19 protein-coding genes and 1 pseudogene are annotated in these 22,551 nt (G+C 70.3%); 6 read left to right on the top strand and 14 right to left on the bottom strand.

Translation table 11 applies throughout. From position 1 onward, the window contains the following. The first annotated feature begins 29 nt into the window (after positions 1-29). Both ACFVGS_RS05475 and ACFVGS_RS05470 read left to right on the top strand, forming a co-directional pair. On the top strand, positions 30-1,001 hold the full coding sequence (locus tag ACFVGS_RS05475; protein WP_384411478.1) for a pirin family protein: 972 nt from the start codon (positions 30-32) through the stop codon (positions 999-1,001). Positions 1,002-1,394: 393 nt separating this feature from the next. Beyond that, positions 1,395-2,468: an AI-2E family transporter gene (locus ACFVGS_RS05470; protein WP_384411480.1), complete on the top strand. Its 1,074-nt coding sequence runs from the start codon at positions 1,395-1,397 to the stop codon at positions 2,466-2,468. Here ACFVGS_RS05470 and ACFVGS_RS05465 read toward each other — a convergent pair. Both ACFVGS_RS05465 and ACFVGS_RS05460 read right to left on the bottom strand, forming a co-directional pair. Continuing rightward, positions 2,465-3,286, bottom strand: coding sequence for an MBL fold metallo-hydrolase (locus ACFVGS_RS05465; RefSeq protein WP_385690597.1), 822 nt, complete (start codon positions 3,284-3,286; stop codon positions 2,465-2,467). The two genes, ACFVGS_RS05470 and ACFVGS_RS05465, sit on opposite strands and share 4 nt — an antisense overlap. Before the next feature lie 309 nt (positions 3,287-3,595). Next, complete coding sequence (locus ACFVGS_RS05460; protein ID WP_385690594.1) at positions 3,596-5,845, bottom strand: SpoIIE family protein phosphatase; 2,250 nt, start codon at positions 5,843-5,845, stop codon at positions 3,596-3,598. Between the two features lie 140 nt (positions 5,846-5,985). On the opposite strand from ACFVGS_RS05460, the gene aspS reads away from it, so the two are divergent. Then, positions 5,986-7,809, top strand: coding sequence for an aspartate--tRNA ligase (aspS, locus tag ACFVGS_RS05455; protein WP_385690591.1), 1,824 nt, complete (start codon positions 5,986-5,988; stop codon positions 7,807-7,809). Between the two features lie 81 nt (positions 7,810-7,890). On the opposite strand, the gene ACFVGS_RS05450 is transcribed toward aspS, so the two are convergent. The 4 genes from ACFVGS_RS05450 to ACFVGS_RS05435 form a co-directional block, all read right to left on the bottom strand. Beyond that, the gene (locus tag ACFVGS_RS05450; RefSeq protein ID WP_384411487.1) at positions 7,891-8,781 is read right to left on the bottom strand and encodes a hypothetical protein; all 891 of its coding nucleotides are present in this window, start codon (positions 8,779-8,781) and stop codon (positions 7,891-7,893) included. A 49-nt stretch (positions 8,782-8,830) separates the two neighbouring features. Further along, complete coding sequence (locus tag ACFVGS_RS05445; RefSeq protein WP_384411489.1) at positions 8,831-9,136, bottom strand: hypothetical protein; 306 nt, start codon at positions 9,134-9,136, stop codon at positions 8,831-8,833. Positions 9,137-9,227: 91 nt separating this feature from the next. Continuing rightward, positions 9,228-10,112, bottom strand: coding sequence for a helix-turn-helix domain-containing protein (locus ACFVGS_RS05440; protein WP_384411491.1), 885 nt, complete (start codon positions 10,110-10,112; stop codon positions 9,228-9,230). A 200-nt stretch (positions 10,113-10,312) separates the two neighbouring features. Then, entirely contained in the window at positions 10,313-10,774 is a 462-nt protein-coding gene (locus ACFVGS_RS05435; protein ID WP_384411493.1) for an ATP-binding protein, read from the bottom strand. A 155-nt stretch (positions 10,775-10,929) separates the two neighbouring features. Between ACFVGS_RS05435 and ACFVGS_RS05430 the strand changes: the two genes are divergently transcribed. The 3 genes and pseudogenes from ACFVGS_RS05430 to ACFVGS_RS05420 all read left to right on the top strand — a co-directional run bounded on the left by ACFVGS_RS05430 (position 10,930) and on the right by ACFVGS_RS05420 (position 12,994). Then, a complete protein-coding gene (locus ACFVGS_RS05430) occupies positions 10,930-11,805 on the top strand; it encodes a helix-turn-helix domain-containing protein (protein ID WP_384411495.1) in 876 nt (291 codons plus the stop codon). Beyond that, on the top strand, positions 11,802-12,011 hold the full coding sequence (locus tag ACFVGS_RS05425; protein ID WP_384411497.1) for a DUF397 domain-containing protein: 210 nt from the start codon (positions 11,802-11,804) through the stop codon (positions 12,009-12,011). The genes ACFVGS_RS05430 and ACFVGS_RS05425 overlap by 4 nt, the downstream gene beginning before the upstream one ends. A gap of 123 nt (positions 12,012-12,134) precedes the next feature. After that, positions 12,135-12,994: pseudogene (locus tag ACFVGS_RS05420) on the top strand (intradiol ring-cleavage dioxygenase). An 81-nt stretch (positions 12,995-13,075) separates the two neighbouring features. On the opposite strand, the gene ACFVGS_RS05415 reads toward ACFVGS_RS05420, so the two are convergent. The 8 genes from ACFVGS_RS05415 to metG all read right to left on the bottom strand — a co-directional run bounded on the left by ACFVGS_RS05415 (position 13,076) and on the right by metG (position 22,490). Next, positions 13,076-13,519 (bottom strand): hypothetical protein, encoded by a 444-nt coding sequence (locus ACFVGS_RS05415; RefSeq protein WP_384411499.1) that lies wholly within the window; start codon positions 13,517-13,519, stop codon positions 13,076-13,078. Between the two features lie 14 nt (positions 13,520-13,533). Beyond that, on the bottom strand, positions 13,534-18,156 hold the full coding sequence (locus tag ACFVGS_RS05410; protein ID WP_385690585.1) for a putative T7SS-secreted protein: 4,623 nt from the start codon (positions 18,154-18,156) through the stop codon (positions 13,534-13,536). Beyond that, positions 18,156-18,803 carry a hypothetical protein gene (locus ACFVGS_RS05405; RefSeq protein ID WP_384411503.1) on the bottom strand — a complete coding sequence of 216 codons (648 nt, stop codon included), beginning with the start codon at positions 18,801-18,803 and terminating at the stop codon, positions 18,156-18,158. The genes ACFVGS_RS05410 and ACFVGS_RS05405 overlap by 1 nt, the downstream gene beginning before the upstream one ends. After that, the gene (locus ACFVGS_RS05400) at positions 18,784-19,269 is read right to left on the bottom strand and encodes an SseB family protein (RefSeq protein ID WP_385690582.1); all 486 of its coding nucleotides are present in this window, start codon (positions 19,267-19,269) and stop codon (positions 18,784-18,786) included. The genes ACFVGS_RS05405 and ACFVGS_RS05400 overlap by 20 nt, the downstream gene beginning before the upstream one ends. Before the next feature lie 178 nt (positions 19,270-19,447). Next, a complete protein-coding gene (locus ACFVGS_RS05395; RefSeq protein WP_384411660.1) occupies positions 19,448-20,005 on the bottom strand; it encodes a Uma2 family endonuclease in 558 nt (185 codons plus the stop codon). 236 nt (positions 20,006-20,241) lie between these two features. Continuing rightward, positions 20,242-20,568, bottom strand: a complete 327-nt coding sequence (locus tag ACFVGS_RS05390) for a hypothetical protein (RefSeq protein WP_385690579.1) — start codon at positions 20,566-20,568, stop codon at positions 20,242-20,244. Further along, the gene (locus tag ACFVGS_RS05385) at positions 20,565-20,693 is read right to left on the bottom strand and encodes a hypothetical protein (protein ID WP_385690576.1); all 129 of its coding nucleotides are present in this window, start codon (positions 20,691-20,693) and stop codon (positions 20,565-20,567) included. The genes ACFVGS_RS05390 and ACFVGS_RS05385 overlap by 4 nt, the downstream gene beginning before the upstream one ends. A 189-nt stretch (positions 20,694-20,882) precedes the next feature. After that, the gene (gene metG, locus ACFVGS_RS05380) at positions 20,883-22,490 is read right to left on the bottom strand and encodes a methionine--tRNA ligase (RefSeq protein ID WP_385690573.1); all 1,608 of its coding nucleotides are present in this window, start codon (positions 22,488-22,490) and stop codon (positions 20,883-20,885) included. Between the last annotated feature and the right edge of the window lie 61 nt (positions 22,491-22,551).

Below are 22,551 nucleotides of genomic sequence, written 5' to 3'. Positions count from 1 at the left end.
CTAAACTGGTCGCACAAGGAGGTCCCGCCATGCCTGCCGTGACTGTCGAGAACCCGCTCACCCTGCCCCGCGTCAGCGCCGCCGCCGACGCCGTCGCCCGACCCGTCCTCGCCGTGACCACGGCGCCCCAGGGCTTCGAGGGCGAGGGCTTCCCCGTGCGCCGCGCCTTCGCCGGCATCAACTACCAGTACCTCGACCCGTTCATCATGATGGACCAGATGGGCGAGGTGGAGTACGCGCCCGGCGAGCCCAAGGGCACGCCCTGGCACCCGCACCGCGGCTTCGAGACCGTCACCTACATCATCGACGGGATCTTCGACCACCAGGACTCCCAGGGCGGTGGCGGCACCATCACCAACGGCGACACCCAGTGGATGACCGCCGGCTCGGGCCTGCTCCACATCGAGGCCCCGCCGGAGCACCTCGTCGTCAGCGGCGGCCTCTTCCACGGCCTCCAGCTGTGGGTGAACCTGCCCGCCTCCGACAAGATGATGGCCCCGCGCTACCAGGACATCCGCGGCGGCCAGGTCCAGCTGCTGACCTCCCCCGACGGCGGCGCGCTGCTCCGCGTCATCGCCGGCGAGCTCGACGGCCACCAGGGCCCGGGCATCACCCACACCCCGATCACGATGCTCCACGCCACCCTGCGCCCCGGCGCGGAGATCAACCTGCCGTGGCGCGAGGACTTCAACGGCCTCGCCTACGTCCTGGCCGGCCGCGGCACGGTCGGCGCGGAGCGGCGCCCGGTCCACATGGGCCAGACCGCCGTCTTCGGCAAGGGCGGGGCGCTGACCGTCCGCGCCGACGAGAAGCAGGACGGGCACACGCCCGACCTGGAGGTCGTCCTCCTCGGCGGCCGGCCGATCCGCGAGCCGATGGCCCACTACGGCCCGTTCGTCATGAACACCCAGGCCGAACTCCGCCAGGCCTTCGAGGACTTCCAGGCGGGCCGGCTCGGCACGATCCCGGCGGTGCACGGGATGGGGGAGCAGACGCCGTAGGCGTCGGTTACGGGGCGGAGCGGAGCGGTAGGGGCCGCGGGCGCGGGGCGAGGGCCTTCGGCCGTACGCCGGGCGGCGGGCGCGGGCCGTCGCCCCGGCGGGGGCTGGGGCGCGGACCTTGGCCCGGAGGCCGGGCGCGGGCGGGGTTCTCGCCCCGGGCGCGAGGCCTCGGCCCCGTACGCCGGACGCGGCGGGAGCTTCGGGCGCCGGCCATGCCCGTGCGCCGGGCGCCGGCCCATGCCCGTACGCCGGGCGCGGGCCTTCGCCCGTACGCCGGGCCGGGCGCGGGCCTTCGCCCGTGCGCCCGCCCCGCCCGTACCGCTCCTGACGCGGCGTCACCCGTACGGCGTTCAGCGCGCGACGACACGCCGGGCGGCGTGGTCCGGTGGAGGCGTGCCCACCGACCGCACCGCCGCCGACCGCCCCCTGCTGCCCGAGGGCGCTCGCCGTACCGCCGCCTGGTGCGCCGTCGCGCTGCTCGTCGCCGGAGTCGCGGCCGTCTTCGTCTGGCTGTGCGTGGTCTTCAAGACCGCCGTCACACCCGTCCTGCTCGCCCTCCTCGGCACCGCGCTCCTCGGCCCCCTCTACCGGCGCCTGCTCCGGATGAGGGTGCAGAAGTCGCTCGCGGCCGGAATCACCGTGCTCGCCGTGCTCGTGGTGGCCGGCGGCGCCACCTACATCGTCGTCGCCGCGCTCGTCGACACCGGCGCCCAGATCGTCGACTCGCTGCGACAGGCCGCCGTCGACATCGCCGAGCACTTCGGAGCCGCCGGCACCTCCCTCGACGACCTCGCCAAGAACGCCCGGCAACTCCTGGAGAAGTTCGGCGGGACCGCCGCCACCGGGCTGATCTCCGGGCTCAGCGTCGTCGGCCAGATGCTCGCCACCGCCGTCCTCGCCCTGCTCCTCATCTTCTTCTTCCTCCGCGACTCCGACCGCGCCGCCGACGTGCTCCGCTCGCTCGCGCCGCGCGCCACCGGCGACATGGTGGAGGCCATGGGGCGACGCGCCTTCGAGGCCGTCGAGGGCTTCATGCGGGGCACGACCTTCGTCGCCTTCGTCGACGCCGTCCTCATCGGGGTGGGCCTGCTCGTCCTCCAGGTGCCGGGCGCGGTGGGGCTCGCCGCGCTGGTGTTCGTCACCGCCTACATCCCGTACCTCGGCGCCTTCCTCTCCGGCGCCGTCGCCGTGCTCGTCGCCCTCGCCGACCGCGGCTTCGTCATCGCGCTGTGGGTGCTCGGCGTGGTCCTCGCCGTCCAGGTCCTCGAAGGCAACGTGCTCCAGCCCGTGGTCCAGTCCCGCACCGTGCAGATGCACCCGGCGGTGGTCATGCTGGCGATCACCGCCGGCGCCTCCGTCGCCGGGGTCCTGGGCATGCTGCTCGCCGTACCGCTGACCGCCGCCTTCTTCGGGATCATCGGGGAGCTGCGCAGCCGGTACGAGGGCCCGGCCCAGGAGACGGCCTAGGTGGCCGCCGCGGGGGTGCTGCCCGACTCGAAGGCCTTCAGCATCTGTTCGAGTGCGGCCTGGTCCGGGCCCGTGAACGGGTCGGCGTCCGGTGCCATGGAGATCGTCTCCAGCATCGTGTCCGTCATCCGCACCGCCGGCGGCAGGTGCGTGCACAGCACGATCTCGGGGTTCATCTCCCGCAACGGCTCGATCGACGCCCGGTACTTCGCCTGGTCGACGACGTGCACCCACGGGCTGTCCACCGTCGCCCACAGCAGCTGCGCGGCCCGCAGCTCGTCCGGCCTGAGGTCGTTCGCGTGCCCGCTCTCGGCGAGTTCGGCGGTGGGCATCGGGCCGCCGAAGCAGTCCGAGCTGAAGCAGATCCGGGTCTTGTCGTCGTAGAAGCCGACGGTGGCCGGGTTGTCGAAGAGCGGCGGCCGGAAGGCGCGCAGCATGCGGTCGCCGACGTCGAGGCTCTGGCCCGGGTTGAGGAAGTAGACCCGGTCCATCGGCAGCGGACGTTCGGTGGTCATGATCCCCGCGCCGATGAACGTGGTGACGACCCGTGCGCGGGGAGCGGCCACCAGCAGGTCGAAGATGCCGCCCGTGTGGTCCCGGTCGGGGTGGGTGAGCCAGATCCAGAGGATGTCGGCCGGGTCGACGACCTCGCCGAGGGAGGCGACGAAGTCGCGGTCGGAGACCGAGAGGCCGGTGTCGACGACGACCGGCTCGCGGGCGGTGAGGACGTACGCGTTGACGGGGATGTGGCCGATCCCGGGGACCTCCAGACTGTCTGCCAGGACCGTGGTGTCGCTGCCGACCTTGTGGGTATCCATGACGCACTCCGTGGTCCCCCCGGCTGCCTCCCGCGGGCCCCACGACCCCCCGGACGTCCTCCCGCGGCCGTACGTCACCAGTCTGCGCCGAGCGGCCGGGGGCCGCCTGTCACGGCCGGGCTTCCGGTGGTCCCGGCTCGCCAGGGGCCTGGGGCCCAGCGGCCGGGCTTCCGGTGCTCCCGGCTCGCCAGGGGCCCGGGTCCAGCGGCCGGGCTTCCTGTGGTTCCGGCTCGCCAGGAGCCTGGGCCCAGCGGCCGGCCGCCGCCTGTCACGCCCGCGGGCGAGCCCGCCACGGGCCCGGGCCCGGCCTCAGCCGCAGCAGCCGTTCCCCGACGGCGGCTCCTCCAGTTCGAACCAGATCGCCTTGCCCTCGCCCCGCGGGTCCACGCCCCACCTGTGCGCCAGCATCTCCATCAGGATCAGCCCGCGTCCGCTGGACGCCATCTCGCCCGGATGCCGCTTGTGCGGCAGCTCGTCGCTCGCGTCGGCCACCTCGACGCGCAGCCGGCGGGCGTGGTCGCGGCAGACCACCTCGGCGACGAGCAGCGCGTCGCCGTCGGTGTGGACCAGCACGTTGGTGACCATCTCCGAGACCATCAGGACCGCCGAGTCGACCTGGTCCCCGTCCTTCCAGTCGTGCAGCAGCTGGCGCATCTGCTCGCGGGCGGCGGCGATGCGTTCCGGCTCGGCCTGGGCGACGGTCATCATCGTGCGGCGCGGGGCCTCCCGTACGGCCGCGCCCTGGCGGGAGAGGAGCAGGACGGCGATGTCGTCCTCGCGGCGGTCGGCGAGCGGCCCCGTGGTGTGGTGCGAGCCGGGCCCGTGGACGGCCTCCACGAGCCGGTCGGCCAGCGCCTCCAGGTCGTCGCCGTCGTCGGACTCCAGCAGCTTGCGGACCCGTTCCCAGCCGCTGTCGAGGTCGTGGCCGCCGGTCTCCAGGAGGCCGTCGGTGCAGATCATCAGGGTCTCGCCGGGCTGCAGGGTGAGCCGGGTGGTGGGGTAGTCGGTGTCCGGGACGATGCCCAGGGGCAGGCCGCCGGCGGTGGGTCTCAGCAGAACCGTTCCGTCAGTCATCCGTACCGCCGGGTCCGGATGACCGGCCCGCGCGATGTCGACCGTGCCCGTCTCCAGGTCGACCTCCAGGTAGAGGCAGGTCGCGAAGCGGGGCCCGCCGTACGGGTCGTCTCCGGAGCCGTAGCCGGACCCGTAGCCGGAGGCGGATCCGGGCCCGTAGCCGGAGGCGGACGCGGATCCGGGCCCGGGCCGGGAGCCGCCTCCGACGTCCGTGCCGTCCACACCGCCCGTGCCGTCCACACCGCCCCCGGCCACCCCGCCCGTGCCGTCGTTGATGCCGTACAGGAAGCGCGAGGCGCGCGAGAGCACGGCGTCCGGGCGGTGGCCCTCGGAGGCGTAGGCGCGCAGGGCGATCCGCAGCTGCCCCATCAGCCCGGCGGCCCGCACGTCATGGCCCTGCACGTCGCCGATGACCAGCGCGATCCGGCCGGCGCCGGACCCGCCGGGCAGCCGGATCATGTCGTACCAGTCGCCGCCGACCTGGAGCCCGCCGCCGGTGGGCACGTAACGGGCCGCCACCTGGATGCCGGGGATGCCGGGGCCGAGGACCGGCATCATCGCCCGCTGCAGTCCCAGCGACAGCTCCCGCTCCGACTCGGCCACCCCGGCCCGGGCCAGCGCCTGCGCCAGCATCCGGGCGACCGTCGTCAGGACGCTGCGCTCGTCCGGCGTGAACGCCACCGGATGCTTGAACGCGGCCATCCACGCGCCCATCGTCCGTCCGGCGACGACGAGCGGGACGAAGGCCCACGAGCGGCGGCCGAAGCGCTGCGCGAGCGGCCAGGTCATCGGGAAGCGCCGGGCGTACTCCTCCGGGCTCGGCAGATAGATCGCCCGCCCGGTCCGTACGACCTCGGCCGCCGGGTAGTCGGTGTCCAGGGTCATCGAGGTGAACGGCCCCTCGTCGCCGTCGCCGTGCCCGTGATGGCCGATCACCGTGAGCCGTTCGCCGGACATCCCGAAGACGGCGAGCCCGTCCGGCGAGAACCCGGGCATCGACAGGGACGCCGCCACCCGCAGCACCTCGGCCGTCGACCGGGCCTCCGCGAGCGCCCGGCCCGCGTCGAGCAGGAAGGCCTCGCGGGAGCGGCGCCAGTCGCCGGTGATGGGCGTGTGCGGCCCCGCGGCGCCGGGCTGCGGCTCGGCGACCTCCTGGAGGGTGCCGACGAGCTGGTAGTCGGTTCCCTCGATCAGCGGCTTGGACCTGCTCCGTACGGTACGGATCACCCGGCCGCGCTCGTCCATGATCCGCAGCCGGGCCTCGGCGAGCGTGCCCTCGGCGACGGCGAGGTTCACCACCCCGTCGATCTCGTTCCAGTCGACCGGATGAAACCGGGAACGCACCTGCGCCTCGGTGAGCCGCGCGGGTTCGGCGGGCAGCCCGAGGAGCCGGGCCGCCTCGGCGTCGAGGGTGACGAACCCGGAGGCGTTGTCCCAGCGCCACAGGCCGGTCGCGATCGCGGCCAGGACGTCCTCGGTGCGCATTGCCCCACTTTATGAATATCGGACAGCAGGTCGCCACTGAGAGTATTCGAATCGCGATCTTGGGTCGCCCGGTAGGCTTGGGAAGGCTTGACGCTGTCAAGCTTCTCCATCACGGATCCCGAAGAACTGGATGAACGACGATGCATCGGTACAGGTCCCACACCTGCGGCGAGCTCCGCGCCTCTGACGTCGGCACCGACGTCCGGCTGAGCGGCTGGCTGCACAATCGGCGCGACCTGGGCGGCATCCTCTTCATCGATCTGCGCGACCACTACGGCATCACCCAGCTGGTCGCCCGCCCCGGCACGGCGGCGGCCGAGGTTCTCGACAAGCTGACCAAGGAGACGGTCGTCCGCGTCGACGGCAAGGTCGTCTCCCGCGGCGCCGAGAACGTGAACCCGGACCTCGCCACCGGCGAGATCGAGATCGAGGCCGCCGAGGTCGAGGTCCTGGGCGCGGCCCAGCAGATCCCCTTCACCATCAACACCGACGACGGCGTCAACGAGGAGCGGCGGCTCGAGTACCGCTTCCTCGACCTGCGCCGCGAGCGCATGCACAGGAACATCATGCTGCGCAGCGCCGTGATCTCCTCGATCCGTTCGAAGATGACGGCCCTCGGCTTCAACGAGATGGCGACCCCGATCCTGACGGCGACCTCCCCCGAGGGCGCGCGTGACTTCGTGGTCCCCTCCCGCCTCAACCCGGGCAAGTTCTACGCGCTGCCGCAGGCGCCGCAGCAGTTCAAGCAGCTGCTGATGATCTCCGGCTTCGACCGCTACTTCCAGATCGCGCCCTGCTTCCGCGACGAGGACGCCCGCGCCGACCGCTCGCCGGGCGAGTTCTACCAGCTCGACGTGGAGATGAGCTTCGTCGAGCAGGAGGACGTCTTCCAGCCGATCGAGAAGCTGATGACCGAGCTCTTCGAGGAGTTCGGCGGCGGCCGTCACGTGACGTCCCCGTTCCCCCGCATCCCGTTCCGCGAGTCGATGCTGAAGTACGGCAACGACAAGCCGGACCTGCGCACCTCGCTCGAACTCGTCGACATCAGCGACGTCTTCGAGAACTCGGAGTTCAAGGCCTTCGCGGGCAAGCACGTCCGCGCGCTCGCGGTCCCGGACACCGGCGACCAGCCGCGCAAGTTCTTCGACGGCCTCGGCGACTTCGCCGTCTCGCTCGGTGCGAAGGGCCTGGCCTGGGTCCGCGTCGGCGAGGAGCTGGCGCTGACCGGCCCGATCGCCAAGTTCCTCACCGAGGAGAACGTCAAGGTCCTCGCCGAGCGCCTGGGCCTGAAGCCCGGCCACGCGGTGTTCTTCGGCGCCGGCGAGTTCGACGAGGTCTCCAAGATCATGGGCCCCGTCCGCGTCGAGGCCGCCAAGCGCGCGGGCCAGTTCGAGGAGAACGTCTTCCGCTTCGCCTGGATCGTCGACTTCCCGATGTACGAGAAGGACGAGGAGACCGGCAAGATCGACTTCTCGCACAACCCCTTCTCGATGCCGCAGGGCGGCCTGGAGGCCCTGGAGACCCAGGACCCGCTGGACGTCCTCGGCTGGCAGTACGACATCGTCTGCAACGGCATCGAGCTCTCCTCCGGCGCCATCCGGAACCACGAGCCCGAGATCATGTTCAAGGCCTTCGAGATCGCCGGCTACAGCCGCGAGACCGTCGAGACCGAGTTCGCCGGCATGCTCCGCGCCTTCCAGTACGGCGCCCCGCCGCACGGCGGCATCGCCCCGGGCGTCGACCGCATCGTGATGCTCCTCGCCGACGAGCCCAACATCCGCGAGACCATCGCCTTCCCGCTGAACGGCAACGCCCAGGACCTGATGATGGGCGCCCCGACGGAACTGGACGAGGCCCGCCTGCGCGAGCTGAACATCCAGCTCCGCAAGCCGGTCACGACGACGAAGCCGGCCGACGAGCGCCCGATCACGGAGTCGGTCCACCCGGACGCGGCGCGCGGCTGAGGTCTTCTTGAGCTGAGCTGAACGGGCAGGGGCCCGGAACCGTCTCGTAGGTTCTGGGCCCCTTTCGTGTGCTCGGACGGACTACTCGTCCTCGTCGGCGAAGATCTCCTCGGCGGAGGAGACGGTGACGGCACGGGCGACCCAGCGACGCAGTACCTCGGGGTCGTCGCAGCCGGCGATGCGCTGACGGGCGTCGTCGGACACGTCGAGACCGCGCTGCTCCAGGATGATCAGTATGGCGTCGGCACTTCCCTGGGCCCGGCCCTGAGCACGGCCTTCGTCCCGGATCTCCTCGGAGATGACCGACTTGTAGAAGGAGAGGTCCACGGCCACCAGGTTCCTCCAGAGCTCTAGGGCCGGTCGCTTTTCCAGCCCCTGGGTGGTGAATTCGATGATCGGGTCGGCGACGTCCTCGGGGACGTCCCGCAGAGCGGTGGACAGTGCTTTCAGTATGGCACCGATGTCCGGATCGCCCGCGTGAGTGATGGCCGACAGGGTGGCCAGCGCCAAGTCGGCGCGGGCCTCGGCGGGATCGGTGACAACGGGCATATTGTGCGGTCCCACGACGACCGGCTGAATGGTGAGGGTGGGCATGTGCGGCGGCCCGCTGGCCACCGGCCGCCCGGCCCAGTCGGCGGTGGACCGGTCCTGGCAGACGACCAGCAGAGCTGTCGGCAGCGCGTACTTCGTCCACAGATACGCGGTGTAGTACGCCCAGCTCGCCGGCTTCGCCGGGTCCTTCTTCCCCTGCGCCTCGATGGCCAGGAGGAGGGACCCGTCTTCCGCGCTGTCGAGGCGCAGGAGGGTGTCCACCCGGCGCTCGACGGGACTTGCCTCGGTGAGGTCGTTGGGCAGGACGGTCACCTCGACCGGAGGGGGAAGGGGTAACCCGAGCAGTTCGGACAGGCGGCTGAAGAGGTGGAGATCGTGTTGGAAGATGCGGTGCATCGCTTCATGGGGCGAGCTGACCATGGGCTTCCTTGCGAGTGGTCGTGGCGGGGCGGCGGCCGGAGCCGGGTTCTCAGAGCGGCAGGACCCCTCGCGCCTCCAGCTCGTCCAGGGCGGCGGCGATCTTGGTGGCGCCGCCGTCCTCGGGGAACCGCTCGGCAAGACTTTCGGCGTCAATGGGCGTCCCGGCGGGCAGCGACAGGATGTGTGCTGCAAGGCCGAGAGCGAGCGAGGACAGCGTCCGATCGTGGATGAGCTCGTTGTCGAGCAGGATGAAGCCGCCGGTGAGGTCGTCGTTCTTGTGGGTGAGGACATAGTCGACGTCGAGGTCGTCGTCGCTCAGGGGCGGGCCGTCGGTGGGGTGGCCGTCGTCGTGCACGGGAAGGTCCTTCTTCCGGCTTCCGGTGGTCTTCGGTCGCGACGAGCGTAGGTATGACAACCGCGCCTTGCGGCCTATGTACTTGGCATATTCACTCGCGTGAGTGATCGGCTCCCGGACCGGTGTGGCGGCAGGATGCGCAGCGGCCGGGGGCGGGGCCCCGGAAGGCGTGGTCGCAGACGTCGCAGTTCTGGAGCGGGTGCTGTCGAGGCGCCCGGAACGGTGGCGGGGCCGGGAGCCGGTCGGCGAGGCGGTGGGCCAGGAGGGCGGCGGGGCGGTACAGCGGCTCCGGCAGGTCGGCGGTCAGCGCGCGGTGGACCTGGTCGGGGGTGAGGTCCCGCTCCAGCCAGGCGCCGACACCCGGGGCCAGGTGCTCGGTCTCGGCGGCGGAGAGGAGCAGGCGGGGATCTGCGAGTCGGAGCCCGGCAAGCACCTCGACGGCGGTAAGGAGCAGGTCAGGGGTGGAGTACGCCGGCTGCGGCACGGCGGGCAGAGCGCGACGACGCGGCCCGGGCCGGACTGTCTGTGTCGGCTTCGGTGCCTGCTTCGGCTTCGGCGTCGGCCGTGCGGAACCGGTACGGGTAGTGGTGCTGCTGCGGCCAGGCTGGTTGCAGAACACCGTCCGCGTCACGATCCGCCCGTTCGGCAGGCGTAGGCGCTCGCGCCGCAGATAGCCGAAGGTCACCAGCTCGCGCATGGCGGCGGCGGTCCGGGTGGTGCCCTCGCGCATCTTCCGGGCGATGGTCTTGATGTCGACCGGCGCGCCGGTGGGCACCGACTGGATGTACGCGCCGATGGCGCGGGCCAGCCCCGACAGCTCCTCGTGCTGGAGGAGGTCGTTGCCGACGATGGTGAAGCGCTCGGTATGGGGCGTGTTCTCGTGAATGACGCCGCCACTCGTACGCCGATGAGGGTGGATCTTCCCGTTGTTACGAGACGGGGTGGACGGGCGCACGCTAATGTTCTGGCTATCCATCGGGAAGCTCCGTACTTCCTGGATGGTCAGGCCCTCGCAACGGGATTGCCGTCCCGGCGGGGGCCGACGCATGTCTGCGGTTGTTGTCGGTCGCGCTGAGCGTAGATCAAGCAACCGGTCCCGGCGCCAGCCCAGTTGGCATATTTCACCTGCATGGGTGACGGTGCCCTACCGGGAGGGAAAGGGTGGGTTTGGTGAGGTCATTTCTTCTCCAGTACTTGTGACTTGGGGCCACCCGAGCCACCGGAATGCGGCTGACCGAGCTCCGGTGAACCGACGAGATCCAGCTCCGCCCACACCGTCTTCCGGGGTACGGGCCCGACCGTGACGCCCCACCGGTCGGCCAGCGCCTCGACGAGCAGCAGTCCACGCCCCTGTCCCCGCCCGGCGAGAGGGAGCCGTTCGCTCCGGGTGTCCGTGACCTCGATACGGAGCGTGCCCGCGTCCACTTCCAACACGGCCAGGAAGTCCCGGCCGGACACGCGACCGTGGGTGACGGCGTTCGTGGCGAGTTCGGCGACGATCTGGGCGGCCGTGTCGCCGACGCCGTACGGCAGTTCGCGGGTCCGCAGCCACTCGACGGCGAGCAGCCGGGCGAGCCGGGCGCCGCGCGGGGTTGGCGACAACTGGACACGGAAATCAAGGGAGTTCTTCGGATTCACGTCACCGAGCGTGGCTGCCTGTGCTTACCGTGAACAGTGACTCCGCCGATACGTAGGGTGACTGTCCGGGGCTTGTCCACTGCTGTCCGGGCTGTCGGGGCGTCGGCGGCGGGTAGGGCCGTTGCGGCACGCAGGACCGAGGGGAAGGGCGCGGCATGACGGTGGACGAGAGCGCAGGACGGCTCAAGACCGAGGAGGACGAGCCGGGCTGGGAGGTGGATCCGGACGACGACTGGGGCGTGGCCGTCGTCGCCACTGTGGGGCGGCAGTTGAAGCTGCGGCGGGAGGCGGTGGGCATGCGGGCCGCTGAATTCGGGGTGGCCGTCGGCTACGGCGAGGACCTGGTCTACAAGATCGAGGGCGGCAAGCGGATCCCCAGGCCGGAGTACCTGGACAAGGCGGACGAGGTCCTCGGCGCGGACGGCCTGATCTCGGCGATGAAGGACGACGTGGCGAAGGTCCGGTACCCGAAGAAGGTGCGGGCCCTGGCCAAGATGGAGGCGAGTGCGGTCGAGATCCAGCTCTACGACCCGCTCAACATCCACGGCCTGCTGCAGACACCCGCGTATGCGCGCGGGCTGCTCATGATGCGGCGCCCGGCGTACACGCAGGACGAGGTGGAGCGGATGGTGGCGGGCCGCATGGCCAGGAAGTCGGTGTTCGAGCGCGATCCCGCCCCCGAGCTCAGCTTTGTCCTGGAGGAGTGGACTCTCCGCCGCCCACTGGGCGGGCGGGCACTGCTCCGCCCTCAACTGGAGCACCTTCTGGACGTCGGCCGGATGCGCAACGTCGAGCTCCAGGTGATGCCGATGGACCGGGAGGAGCATGCTGGAGTCGACGGCGGGATCGAGGTGCTGAAGTTCGGGGACGGATCGGCGGTAGGGCGCTCTCCTGTGGTGGCCAACGGCCGACCCGTGACGGAGCGGAAGCCGCTCCATATCCTGGAGTTGCGCTATGGCATCATCCGGGCGCAGGCTCTCACGCCCCGTGAGTCGACGGCCCTCATCGAGCAACTGCTGGGAGAGACATGATCCGCAACACCTCGGCCGGCGACGCCACGGAACCGGCGTGGTTCAAGAGCAGCTACAGCAGCGGCAGCGAAGGCGACTCCTGCATCGAGGTCGCCACCACGCCCGACACGATCCACATCCGCGACTCCAAGTGCACCGACGGCCCCCAACTCGCCCTCGCACCGGCCGCGTGGGCGGGCTTCGTCGCGTACGCGTCGGGTTACTGAGCCGAGCGGCACACTGGAACCCATAGCTTCCCCCCCACGTCCCTGACAGCCCGGCTGCCTAGGGTCCTCGCCCATGAGCGAGAACGAGAAGGCGAACGAGAACAGGGGAAGCACCGGCGGACCATGACCCGGAGCCGGGTCCTCTTCGCGGGCGGCGGCGTCGCGGTCGCGGCAGGCATCGGGACGGGCATCGCCACCACCGCGTCGGCGGGCCAGGGCGGCCGGCGTACGGGCGAGGCCTGCTACGTGCTCACCTCGAAGACGACCGAGGGCCCCGTACTACATCGACGCGGACAAGATCCGGGACATCACCGAGGACCGCGAGGGCATCCCGATCACCCTCCGCCTGAGGGTGATCGACGCGGAGACCTGCAAGCCGGTGCGGAACGCGCGGTGGACATCTGGCACTGCGACGCGCTGGGCATCTACTCGGGCTACGAGAGCCTGAGTACGGGCACTCCGCCGACGGATATGCCCACCAGAGGCCCAGGTGGCGGGGGTGGCGGAGGCGGCGACCACGAGGTGCCGACCGACGACGAGCGCTACCTGCGCGGCACGCAGCTCACCGACAGCGGAGGCTTCGTCGAGTTCACGACGGTCTTTCCCGGGCTGGTACCGGGGCCGCTGCGTCCACATCCACACGAAGGTCCACGTGGACGGGAAAGATGACCTCCGCCGCCTACGAGGGCGGCCACGCCTGCCACACGGGCCAGCTCTTCTTCGCGGAGTCCGCCGTCCTGGACGCGGCCGAGGTAGCCCCGTACTCCACCAGCACCACCGAGCGCACGACCCTCGACCAGCACACCATTTACCCCGGCAACGGCACGGAGGGCAGCCTTCTCACCCTCAGGTACAAGAAGAACAACATCGCGAAGGGCGTCCACGCCACCCTCACGATGGCGGTGGCCCCGTCCGAAACCCACACAGGCACGGAGGCCACCGCCCAGCCGGGTGGGTCGTCCTCTAGCGGCACGGACGTCTAACCGCGCCCGCGTCGTCGAGGTTCTTTGGCCCTCGACGACGCGAGCCTCAAGCAGTGGACGGGGCCGCCGTCGCCTGCGCTTCTACCGAAGGTGCTGGAGGACGATCCAGTAGTCGTATTCCTCTTCGGTCACGGCGCACACAACTTTCCCGTCCAGCGACATCGCAAGGAAATCCAGCCCCTCTTCACGCTTCGCGAGCCGTGGCGCCAGTTGCGTGCCAGGCTGCCATTTCACGACAGCCCAGCCAAATGTCGAGGAGCCGGTGCCAGAAATGCTCAGCAGGAAGGAATCGTCATCGCTGAATAGTCCATTCTGCGCGGCTTGGACGTGCCACTGCCGGTCCACCTCCTGCAGGGCCTTCGGGTGACTCAAAGGGACTGTTGCCACAGGCTGAACCTCCCAATGGGCAACGCTCTGCAGTGCCTCGAGGACAGAGGGGACGTCACCGGGTATCGGGTCGTTCGAGACCGTCAGGCCGGTGGAAGCGATGCGGTTCAGCCAGATTTCTCTTGTCGACTCAGTCATGTGCGTGAGATTCACTATTCGTAGAAGAGATGGTGATCTCCTTCTGGTTTATTGATCTTTGCATATCGCTCCATGTCTCTGTAGTTGGCATTGTCCCAACCGAAGTTCACGAAGGTACGGTCGGGGTCGCCCTTGGGCTTACCTGCATGGAAGTGAGGTCCGGCCGGGTCGTGTGTGTGTTCCACCACGACGCGTGATCCCTGAGGTGTCTCATATTGCCGGAAGGTGCCCCAATGTGACCTCTCCGACGAATACACGTACCCCGGGCTGTGCTTTCTTGTGATGTCCGGACCAACCTCCCATTCGGCCCAGAACTCTGCCTCGCCGGGTTTGATGCCCGCCAGTTCGTAGGCGGCCGTCCTGGCCTCCTCACGACTCCCGAACGGGTTCGAGCGCTCACCCTTGGGCGGGCAGGGCGTCAGCCCCAGCGGGTCGCTCCACGTGTGCGGGTTGTGGACGTACGTCGCCGGGTTCGGGGCCGGGGCTAGGCCCAGGGGGTCCTGGGTGAGGTAGCGGGCTGACTCGGGGTCGTAGTAGCGGAAGTAGTTGTAGTGGAGGCCCGATTCCGGGTCGAAGTACTGGCCTGGGAAGCGGAGGGGGGTGTACGCCGTGGCGTCGCGGGTCCAGGAGGTCGTGCCCCAGAGGGTGGTGCGGGAGCGCCAGGCCAGGGTGCCCGACTCGTCGACCATTTCGGTCGGCGTGCCGATCAGGTCCGTGACGATCGCGAAGAAGCGGGTCTCGTCGGTGTCGCGGCGGCGTTCCGTCTGGGCCAGCGGGCGCAGGCCGGCGTGGTCCCAGGTCAGGGTGAGGGTCTCGGTGGCCTGCTCGCACAGGGTCGCGCCGTCCCAGGTGAAGTGGACGCTCTCCGTGGGAGAGTGTTTGGCGATGCGGCGGCCCAGCGGGTCGTACGCGTAGCGCCAGACCGTGCCGTCCGGCGTCGTCACCGACGTCAGGCGGTCTTCCGCGTCCCACGCGTAGCGCCAGGTGTCCGGCTTCCGCGACAGGCGGGTCTTCTGGCGGAGGACGGTGCGGCCCTGGGCGTCGTGTTCGTAGCGGACGCCGCCCGCGCGGGTGATGCGGGTGCCGGAGTACGCGCGCGGGCCCGTCGCGTCCGCGGCGCGTGGCCACTCCGCCTCCGTCTGGTTGCCGGCCTCGTCGTACGCGTACCGCTCCGTCCACCGGTCGGCCCGCACCGCCGTCACCCGGCCCGCCGCGTCCAGGTCGAAGCGGCGCGGCCCGGCGAGGTGGTCGTCGACGCCTACCAGGTTCCCGTCCGGGCGGTAGTGGTACGCGCGGTGCTGCAGGCGGTGGCCGCCATGGCCGGTCACCTCGTGCGCGGTCAGTCGGCCCGCCTCGTCGAAGGCGGAGGACAGCAGCGCGAAGTCACCGATCGCACGAGTCAGTTCGCGGCCCACTGCGTCGTGCGTGAAGGACACTGACCGGCCGGACGTGGTCAGCTCCGTGCGGCGGCCCGCCGCGTCGTAGGACCACGTGCTCACCGATCCGCCCGGTGTCGTACGGCCCGTGCGCCGGCCCGCCTCGTCGTAGGAGAACGCGAGTGTCCGTCCGTTGACCGTCTCCGACATCAGGCGGCCGTACCGGTCCCGCAGACGCGTCAGCGTCGCGTCCGGGCTCACCGCCATCGCCAGTTCGTCGAAGATGTCGTACTCGAACGTGGTGACGGCACCGCCCGCGTCCTTGCGGAGCACCTGGCCGAGCGCGTTCCGCTCGAAGCGGATCGTTTCACCGGCGCCGTTGGTCCGGGACTCCAGGCGGCCCGCCGCGTCGTACGCGTAGGTCAGGGTCCGTCCGTCGAAGTCCGTCTCGGACGCCGTCCGGCCCGCCGCGTCGTACGTGTATGCCCAGGTCAGGCCCTGTGGGTTGGTGACGCCCGTCAGCTGCAGCGCCACGTCGTGCGTGAAGGAGTAGCGCGTCCCGTCGGGGGTGGTGCGGGTCGTGAGGACGTCGAAGTCCCCGTAGGTGAAGACCGTGGTGCCGCCGACGGCGTCCGTGTGGGTCAGACAGTTGCCCTCGCCGTCGTACGTCCAGGACTCGCCGGCCCCGTCAGGGTTCGTCCGGCGGCTCAGCCGGCCCTCCGGCGTCCACTCCAGCCGGGTCTCCGCACCCAGCGGATCCGTGACGCGAACCGTGCGGCCGAAGGCGTCGTACGCGTACGTCGTCGTCCCGCCCAGCGGGTCGGTGACCGAGACCGGGAGGCCGGCGTCGTCGGTGCGGACCCGGGTGACCGCGCCCAGCGGGTCCGTCACGGACACCAGTCGTCCGCGGTCGTCGTACGCGAACTCCGTGCGCGTGCCGGAGGCGCTCGTGACCGACGTGCGGTTCCCCCGCTCGTCGTACGTCTGCCGGACCGTCGTCCCGTCCGGGCGCCGCACCTTGACCGGCAGCCCACGGGCGTCGTACTCGGCCGTCGTCGTCCGCCCGTCCGGGCGGGTGACGGACGTGAGACGCCCCTCCTCGTCGTAGGTGAAGAGCGTCGTGTGGCCCAAGGGGTCCGTGCGGGACAGCAGGCGGCCCCGGCTGTCGTACGCGGACCGGGTGACGCCACCGTCAGGTGCCGTCTCGGCGGTGATCCTCGCCTGCTCGTTGACCTCGTAGCGGGTGGTCCGGCCGAGGGCGTCCGTGTACGTCGACTCGCCGTCGCCCCAGGTGAAGCTGCCCGCCATGACGCCGTCGCGGCCCGACTGAGAGACACACCGGTCGCGGTCGTCGTAGACGTAGTCGTAGCGGTGGCCGTTGCTGTCGGTCCAGGACGTCATCCGGCCGCGGTCGTCGTAGCCGAAGCGCAGCGGGCGGCCGGCGGAGTCCGCTACGGAGGTCAGACGGCCGTCGGTGTAGTCGTAGCGCCGGATCTCCTGGTCGCCCAGGTGCAGGGCCGTGATCCGCGAGCCGTCCGTGGACAGGCGGAGCCGGTACCCGCCGTGGTGGGCGATGTCCGTGGGCGCGCCGTCCGCGTCGTAACCGAAGGTGATCCAGTCGCCGTTGCGGTCGTCGATCTGGACGAGGACGGCCTCGTCGCCGTCGTTGTTGCCGCGCCCGTCGCCGTCCCCGTCGCCGACGGTGGCGAAGTGCCGGACGACGCCCGTCTCCGGGTCGGTCACCGTGTACGTGCCGTCCGAGGCGTCCTGGTCCAGCGCACAGCGGCGGGTGCCGTGGGTCGGCAGCACCGGAACACCGGGTGCCGGATGCGGAAAGGCGAGAATGCTGCCGTCGTCACCGACCAGGAGGACGCCTTCGGCGTCGATCTCCAGCCGCTGGTCCACCGTCGACGACCACCCCGGGCCGAACCAGCGGCCCGAGCGGCGGGACGAGTCGTAGACGCGCTGGAACACCAGGGGCAGGGAGCCGGCCAGCGTGAGGTCCGTCTGCGGCAGCAGCATGCGGCCCGTCGCCATGTCGATCGGGTCGCCCTCGCAGACCGTCTCTTTGCACCGCTGGCTGTTGCCGTCCGGGTTGTTCTCGTGGTCCCCGCGGGTGGTGCCCGGCTTCTTCGGCGCGTCCGGCAGGTTCTTCAGGCGGGTCAGGGACTTCAGGCCGCCCGCGCCCTTCGTGCCGATCAGCTCGGGTACCAGGCGGCCGAGGAACTCCGACGGGTCGCCCTTCGCCGCGTCCCAGGCGTTCTTCAGGGCACGGTCCGGGTTCGCGACCGTGGAGACCAGGCCGGCGAGCGTCATGTTGACGCCCTTGTAGTACTCGGCCGGGTGGGTCAGGTTGTACGGGTCGACCGGGTTGACCGAGCGGACGAAGTTGATCAGGCCTGCGGTGCCTTTGACGATGCCGCCGCCGAAGTGGGCCAGCTCCATGCTCTGGCCCACGCCGTAGTCCATCAGCTCCAGCTTGGCCTTCTCCAGGCCCGTCGGTTCCTTCGGCGCGTGCGCGAGCGCGGCGCTGACCGCCGCCTTCGCCGTCTCGCCGGCCTCGTTACGGGCCTTGCGGGCGTCGCCGAGGATGTCGCGGGCGCGCTGCCGCTTGGCCTCGCCCGGGTCGGAGAACTTCCCCGGATGCGGCAGCGGACTGTCCCCCGTGCGGGCCGCGTTGTAGGCGTCGACCTTCTTGTTGTAGCTGTCGGCGGCCGTCCTGGAGTCCTCGTCGCCCTCCTTGTACAGCGCGATCGCCTCACGCGCCTTGCCCTGCGCGCTGACGACCGCCTTCGCGTACGTCTCCAGGGCCTTGGCCGCGTTCTCCATCGCGTCCGCCGCGTGCAGCCAGTCCGTCGGCAGGGTCTGGAACTTCTCCCGGAAGGCGTTGGCCGCCTCGCCCTTCCAGTGACCGGAGTCCAGCTTCTTCATCCCGCCGCCGACCAGGTCGAAGGCCTTCTGGAAGTCCCGGAGGTTCTTCACCGTCGCCGCGATCTTGTCGGGCTTGCCGTGGATCAGCTCGTCCGCCTGCTCCGTCTGCCCGAGCTGCTGCTCCCCGACCTCCGCGCCCAGCGAGGAGGCGGTCTCGTCGCCCCAGTCCTCGACCGCGTCCGCCCAGTCGTGCGCACCGACCTTGTCCAGCGCCTCGCCGGTCTTGTCGGTCGCGTAGTCGATGCCCTCGCCGAGGAGTTCCTTGCCCTTGTCGATGCCCCGGTCGACACCGTCGACCAGCTTGTCGCCCCACTCCCGCCAGTCGACCATCAGCGGCTCTCCCCCCACCGCGGCTGCTCGGCCTGCTCGATCGTCGCCTGATCGGGATCGAGCGTGTCCTTCAGCTCCCGGTCCATCGCGTCACGCAGCTTCGGGTCCAGCGCACCGGAACGCTCCATCGAGTCCAGCAGCGAGTCCTCGACGTCGTACGCGGTGTTCTTCCAGGTCTGCTTGACCTCCTGGTGCGCCGCGGTGAACGACTCCGGGCTCCAGTCCGCGCCGTCCCACGTGTGCTGGTCACGGATGGACGCCCAGCTCTTCTGCTTGACCTCGTCCTCCGACAGGTGCGGATTCCCGTTGAGGGAGTTCACCCCGATCTTGAACGAGTCCTTGACGTACTGCTCCTGCTCCGCGAACGAACCCGCCGACAGGCCCACGCCCTGCGCGAAGCCGTTCCCCTTCAGCGTCAGCGCGCGGACACCCCACTCCCACCGGTTGCAGAACGTCTCGAACTGCGACGTCAACCCGCCGTGACCCAGCTCCAGCCCGGAAAGCGCCAGGTCCGAGAAGCCCCGGCCGACCGTCGCCTCACCGATCATCCCGAGATCCTTCAGCTCGGAATGCGCCAGGTTGATGCCCTTGGCTATCTCCGCCAGCGCCGCCGCCGGCGCCACCAGCTCAGGCTCGTTCCCGCCCACGTACGCCCCCCGTAGTCACCGACCTGTCCGCTTGCGATTCCGCGAGGTCCACTGCCACCTCGTCCGGAACGACCCCCGCCACCGGCGGGAACACCATCCCGTCCGCACTGCCCGCATCCAGCGCCACACCGCCCGGACCCGGCAGCATCGGCACCATCACGTCCAGCAGCCGCGCACCCAGGACCGTCCGGTACGTCCACTCCCGGCCCGCCTCACCCCGCGCCACCGCGAACCGCGCCAGCGCCTCCTCGTCCGAGAACGCGCAGATCCACCGCACCCCGTGGAAGTCGGCGGTCCACAGACTCTCGTTCTCGTCGAACGGCACCAGCACGGCCGTACGCCGGAATTCGCCTAGCAAACGGGCAAACTCGCGCCGTGCCACCGCCGGTTCGTCTGCCGGCCCGTCCGCCGGCTGAGCCGCCGGCGCGGGCGTCGCCGGTACGGCTTCCTCCGCTTCCTGCGCCAACTCCGTCAAACGCGAGACCCGTTGAGGCCTCGCTATGTCATCCCCGTTGCCAGTCACGCGCTCATGCTGTCACGTGATCATTTCCACGAGCAACGCTGAATATGGCCGATTGAGCTTCCGGCCCGTGCTCTGTGACCCGTGGCTGGTGGCTGGTGGCTGGTGGCCGATGCCCGTCGCTTTAGCCGGCCCATTCCTTCAGCGGCGCGGTGTCCAGTTCCATGCCCACGGGCTCCGGCAGGGTCACGGTCTTGCCGACGGTGACGGTCACGACCATGTCGTAGCGGCCTTCCCCCGGCTGCGAGTGGACCAGCACCTCGCCGGCCGCGCGGTCGATGAGGAGGTACACGGGGATGCCGGTCTCGGCGTAGGCGCGGGGCTTCTCGACGCGGTCGCGGCGGTCGCTGTCGGAGTCGTGGGAGGTGACCTCGACGGCCATGAGGACGCCGTCGGCGGAGGCCCACTCGCCCTGGCCGACGAAGGCGTCGCTCGGGGCGAGCACACCGTCGGGACGTGCGTTCCCCTTGCGGTAGGTCTCGACCCGCAGGCCTTGGTCCGGGTGCAGCCACCATTCCGTGTTGGTCTGAATGCAGAGGCGGGTGAGCCACTGGATGATCCGCCCGTGGTCGCCGTCAGGCAAAGCCTTCTCCCCGATCTTCCCGTCGATGAACTCCAGGCGCAGGGCGTCGCTCAGCCGGTCGCCGACCCTGGCGAGCTCCTCGAAGAGCTCCTGGGTCATCGCACGGGTCCGCTGCTCGACTGCCTCCACGGCGGCCTCCTCCGGGATCGGTGGTGCCTTCCACGGTACGTGTTCGTCCGACCGCGCGGACGGATTCGTCGCTGTCGCCATGGCCAGACGTTGGCATATGCCTGACGGCTATGTCGGTGCAGTGCGGGGGGGCTTCACCCTGGCGGGTGATGCCGGTTTCTCGTTCATCGAAGGCTGCCCGCCCACCCCACCCTGTGCCATCGACATCACGTCGTCGGATGGTGCTGTGCCTGGCGGAACCGGCGTAGAGCGGATGTGTAGTCCTTCGCTGCCGGGTCGCCTGCGGGCAGGGTTTCCAGGTGCTCGCCCGCGAAGCTCTGCGCGGCGGTCAGTACCGCGCGGGCGAGGCCTTCGGCGCTGCACCGGCCCACCGGGATGCCGTTCGCCCGTACCCGGACGTGCCCGTCGCGGTGGCGGTGGAAGTCCAGGCGGTACGACGAGCCGATGGGCGTGTAGGTGAGCTTCCGCCTCTCGCCTGAGAGCAGGGGCTCCAGTTGGTGCAGGAGCAGCGGCACCGACAGGTGGATCATCATCCCTGGTCGGGGACGTGTCCGGTCGAGGCCGCCGTGCCGCCTTCGCCCTCGCAGACCATGTCGCCCAGGTCGAAGCCGCTGGGTTCGCCCTGGCCGGGACGGACCGTGAAGGTCAGCTTGATCATGGGCTGTTCGTCTTCCCGGCCGAAGGAATCGACGCCGCCTTCAGCGTGGCCGTCAGGCACGGGGGCATCGGGGTCTCCTCTCCCTTCCGGTACGGCGACGGCCGCCGCCCCGGGCTCTTCCGGTACGGCGACGGCCGCCGCCCCGGGTGGGGCAGCGGCCGTCGAAGCGGGCATCAGGCGCGGCGGACGTCAGTCCTTCTTCGGGTCCTCCAGGCGCGGGAACAGGACCGCGCCCTTCGTCACCGTCGCGCCGGCCGGGAGCCTGCCCCACGTCGCGGCGTCCTGGACCGGCTGGGCGGACAGGGCGCCCAGGGAGGCCTCGGCGCCGAGGGAGTCCCAGAGGGCCTGCGAGGTCTCCGGCATGATCGGGTTGAGCAGGACGGCGACGGCGCGGAGGGACTCCGCGGCCGTGTAGAGGATGGTCGCCAGGCGGGCGCGGCCTTCCTCCGAGTCGTCCTTGGCCACCTTCCACGGCTCCTGCTCCGTGATGTAGCCGTTGACCTGCTTCACGAAGTCGAAGATCGCCAGGATGCCGGCCTGGAAGTCCAGCTCGTCGCCGATCTTCGCGTCGGCCGTCGCGACGGCCTTCGCCAGGCCCTCGTGCAGCGCCTTCTCCGCGTCGCCGTCCGCCGTCGCGGCCGGCAGCTCGCCGCCGAAGTACTTGCCGACCATCGCGGCCACGCGGGAGGCCAGGTTGCCGTAGTCGTTGGCCAGCTCGGACGTGTAGCGGGCGGAGAAGTCCTCCCACGAGAAGGAGCCGTCGCTGCCGAACGCGATCGCCCGCAGGAAGTACCAGCGGTACGCGTCCACGCCGAAGTGAGAGGTCAGGTCCTGCGGCTTGATGCCGGTCAGGTTCGACTTCGACATCTTCTCGCCGCCGACCATCAGCCAGCCGTTGGCCGCGACCCTGCCGGGGACGGGGAGGCCCTGGGCCATCAGCATCGCCGGCCAGATCACCGCGTGGAACCGCAGGATGTCCTTGCCGACCAGGTGCACGTTCGCCGGGAAGGTCTCCTCGAACTTCGCCGGGTTCTCGTTGTAGCCGACCGCCGTCGCGTAGTTCAGGAGCGCGTCGACCCACACGTAGATCACGTGCTTGTCGTCCCACGGGATCGGGATGCCCCAGTCGAAGGTCGAGCGGGAGATCGACAGGTCCTGCAGGCCCTGCTTGACGAAGTTCAGGACCTCGTTACGGGCCGACTCGGGCTGGATGAAGCCCGGGTTCGCCTCGTAGAACTCGAGCAGCTTCGGACCGTACTCGCTCAGCTTGAAGAAGTAGTTCTCCTCCTTGAGGATCTCCACCGGCTTCTTGTGGATCGGGCACAGCTTCGTGCCGTCCTCCGCCTCGATGAGGTCGCCCGGGAGCTTGTACTCCTCGCAGCCCACGCAGTACGGGCCCTCGTAGCCGCCCTTGTAGATCTCGCCCTTGTCGTACAGGTCCTGCACGAACTCCTGCACGCGGTCGGTGTGACGCTTCTGCGTGGTGCGGATGAAGTCGTCGTTCGCGATGTTCAGGTGCTCCCAGAGGGGCTTCCAGGCCTCCTCGACGAGCTTGTCGCACCACTCCTGCGGGCTGACGCCGTTCGCCTCCGCGGTGCGCATGATCTTCTGACCGTGCTCGTCCGTGCCGGTGAGGTACCACACCTTCTCACCGCGCTGGCGGTGCCAGCGGGTGAGCACGTCGCCTGCGACGGTCGTGTAGGCGTGGCCCAGGTGAGGAGCGTCGTTGACGTAGTAGATGGGGGTCGTGACGTAGTACGCCTTCGAGCCCTGCTTCTCGGATCCAGTGGCCGCCATGGTGCGAATTTTAACGGCCGGGGCGAGCGGTCCTCACACGGATAAACCGGGGGCGGGACTC

Source organism: Streptomyces sp. NPDC127114 (assembly GCF_042677525.1).
In the GTDB taxonomy this organism is placed as follows: Bacteria; Actinomycetota; Actinomycetes; order Streptomycetales; family Streptomycetaceae; genus Streptomyces.
Note: the sequence above shows the minus strand (reverse complement) of the source record. Positions and strands in the feature narration are given on the sequence as shown.

Coding starts and splice junctions, on each gene's coding strand:
- ACFVGS_RS05475 (WP_384411478.1), top strand. CDS start 30: ATGCCTGCCGTGACTGTCGAGAACCCGCTCACCCTGCCCCGCGTCAGC.
- ACFVGS_RS05425 (WP_384411497.1), top strand. CDS start 11,802: ATGATCCGCAACACCTCGGCCGGCGACGCCACGGAACCGGCGTGGTTC.
- ACFVGS_RS05385 (WP_385690576.1), bottom strand. CDS start 20,693: ATGATCAAGCTGACCTTCACGGTCCGTCCCGGCCAGGGCGAACCCAGC.
- ACFVGS_RS05410 (WP_385690585.1), bottom strand. CDS start 18,156: ATGGTCGACTGGCGGGAGTGGGGCGACAAGCTGGTCGACGGTGTCGAC.
- ACFVGS_RS05440 (WP_384411491.1), bottom strand. CDS start 10,112: ATGGATAGCCAGAACATTAGCGTGCGCCCGTCCACCCCGTCTCGTAAC.
- ACFVGS_RS05460 (WP_385690594.1), bottom strand. CDS start 5,845: ATGCGCACCGAGGACGTCCTGGCCGCGATCGCGACCGGCCTGTGGCGC.
- aspS (WP_385690591.1), top strand. CDS start 5,986: ATGCATCGGTACAGGTCCCACACCTGCGGCGAGCTCCGCGCCTCTGAC.
- ACFVGS_RS05465 (WP_385690597.1), bottom strand. CDS start 3,286: ATGGATACCCACAAGGTCGGCAGCGACACCACGGTCCTGGCAGACAGT.
- ACFVGS_RS05390 (WP_385690579.1), bottom strand. CDS start 20,568: ATGATGATCCACCTGTCGGTGCCGCTGCTCCTGCACCAACTGGAGCCC.
- ACFVGS_RS05430 (WP_384411495.1), top strand. CDS start 10,930: ATGACGGTGGACGAGAGCGCAGGACGGCTCAAGACCGAGGAGGACGAG.
- ACFVGS_RS05395 (WP_384411660.1), bottom strand. CDS start 20,005: ATGACCCAGGAGCTCTTCGAGGAGCTCGCCAGGGTCGGCGACCGGCTG.
- ACFVGS_RS05450 (WP_384411487.1), bottom strand. CDS start 8,781: ATGGTCAGCTCGCCCCATGAAGCGATGCACCGCATCTTCCAACACGAT.
- ACFVGS_RS05415 (WP_384411499.1), bottom strand. CDS start 13,519: ATGACTGAGTCGACAAGAGAAATCTGGCTGAACCGCATCGCTTCCACC.
- metG (WP_385690573.1), bottom strand. CDS start 22,490: ATGGCGGCCACTGGATCCGAGAAGCAGGGCTCGAAGGCGTACTACGTC.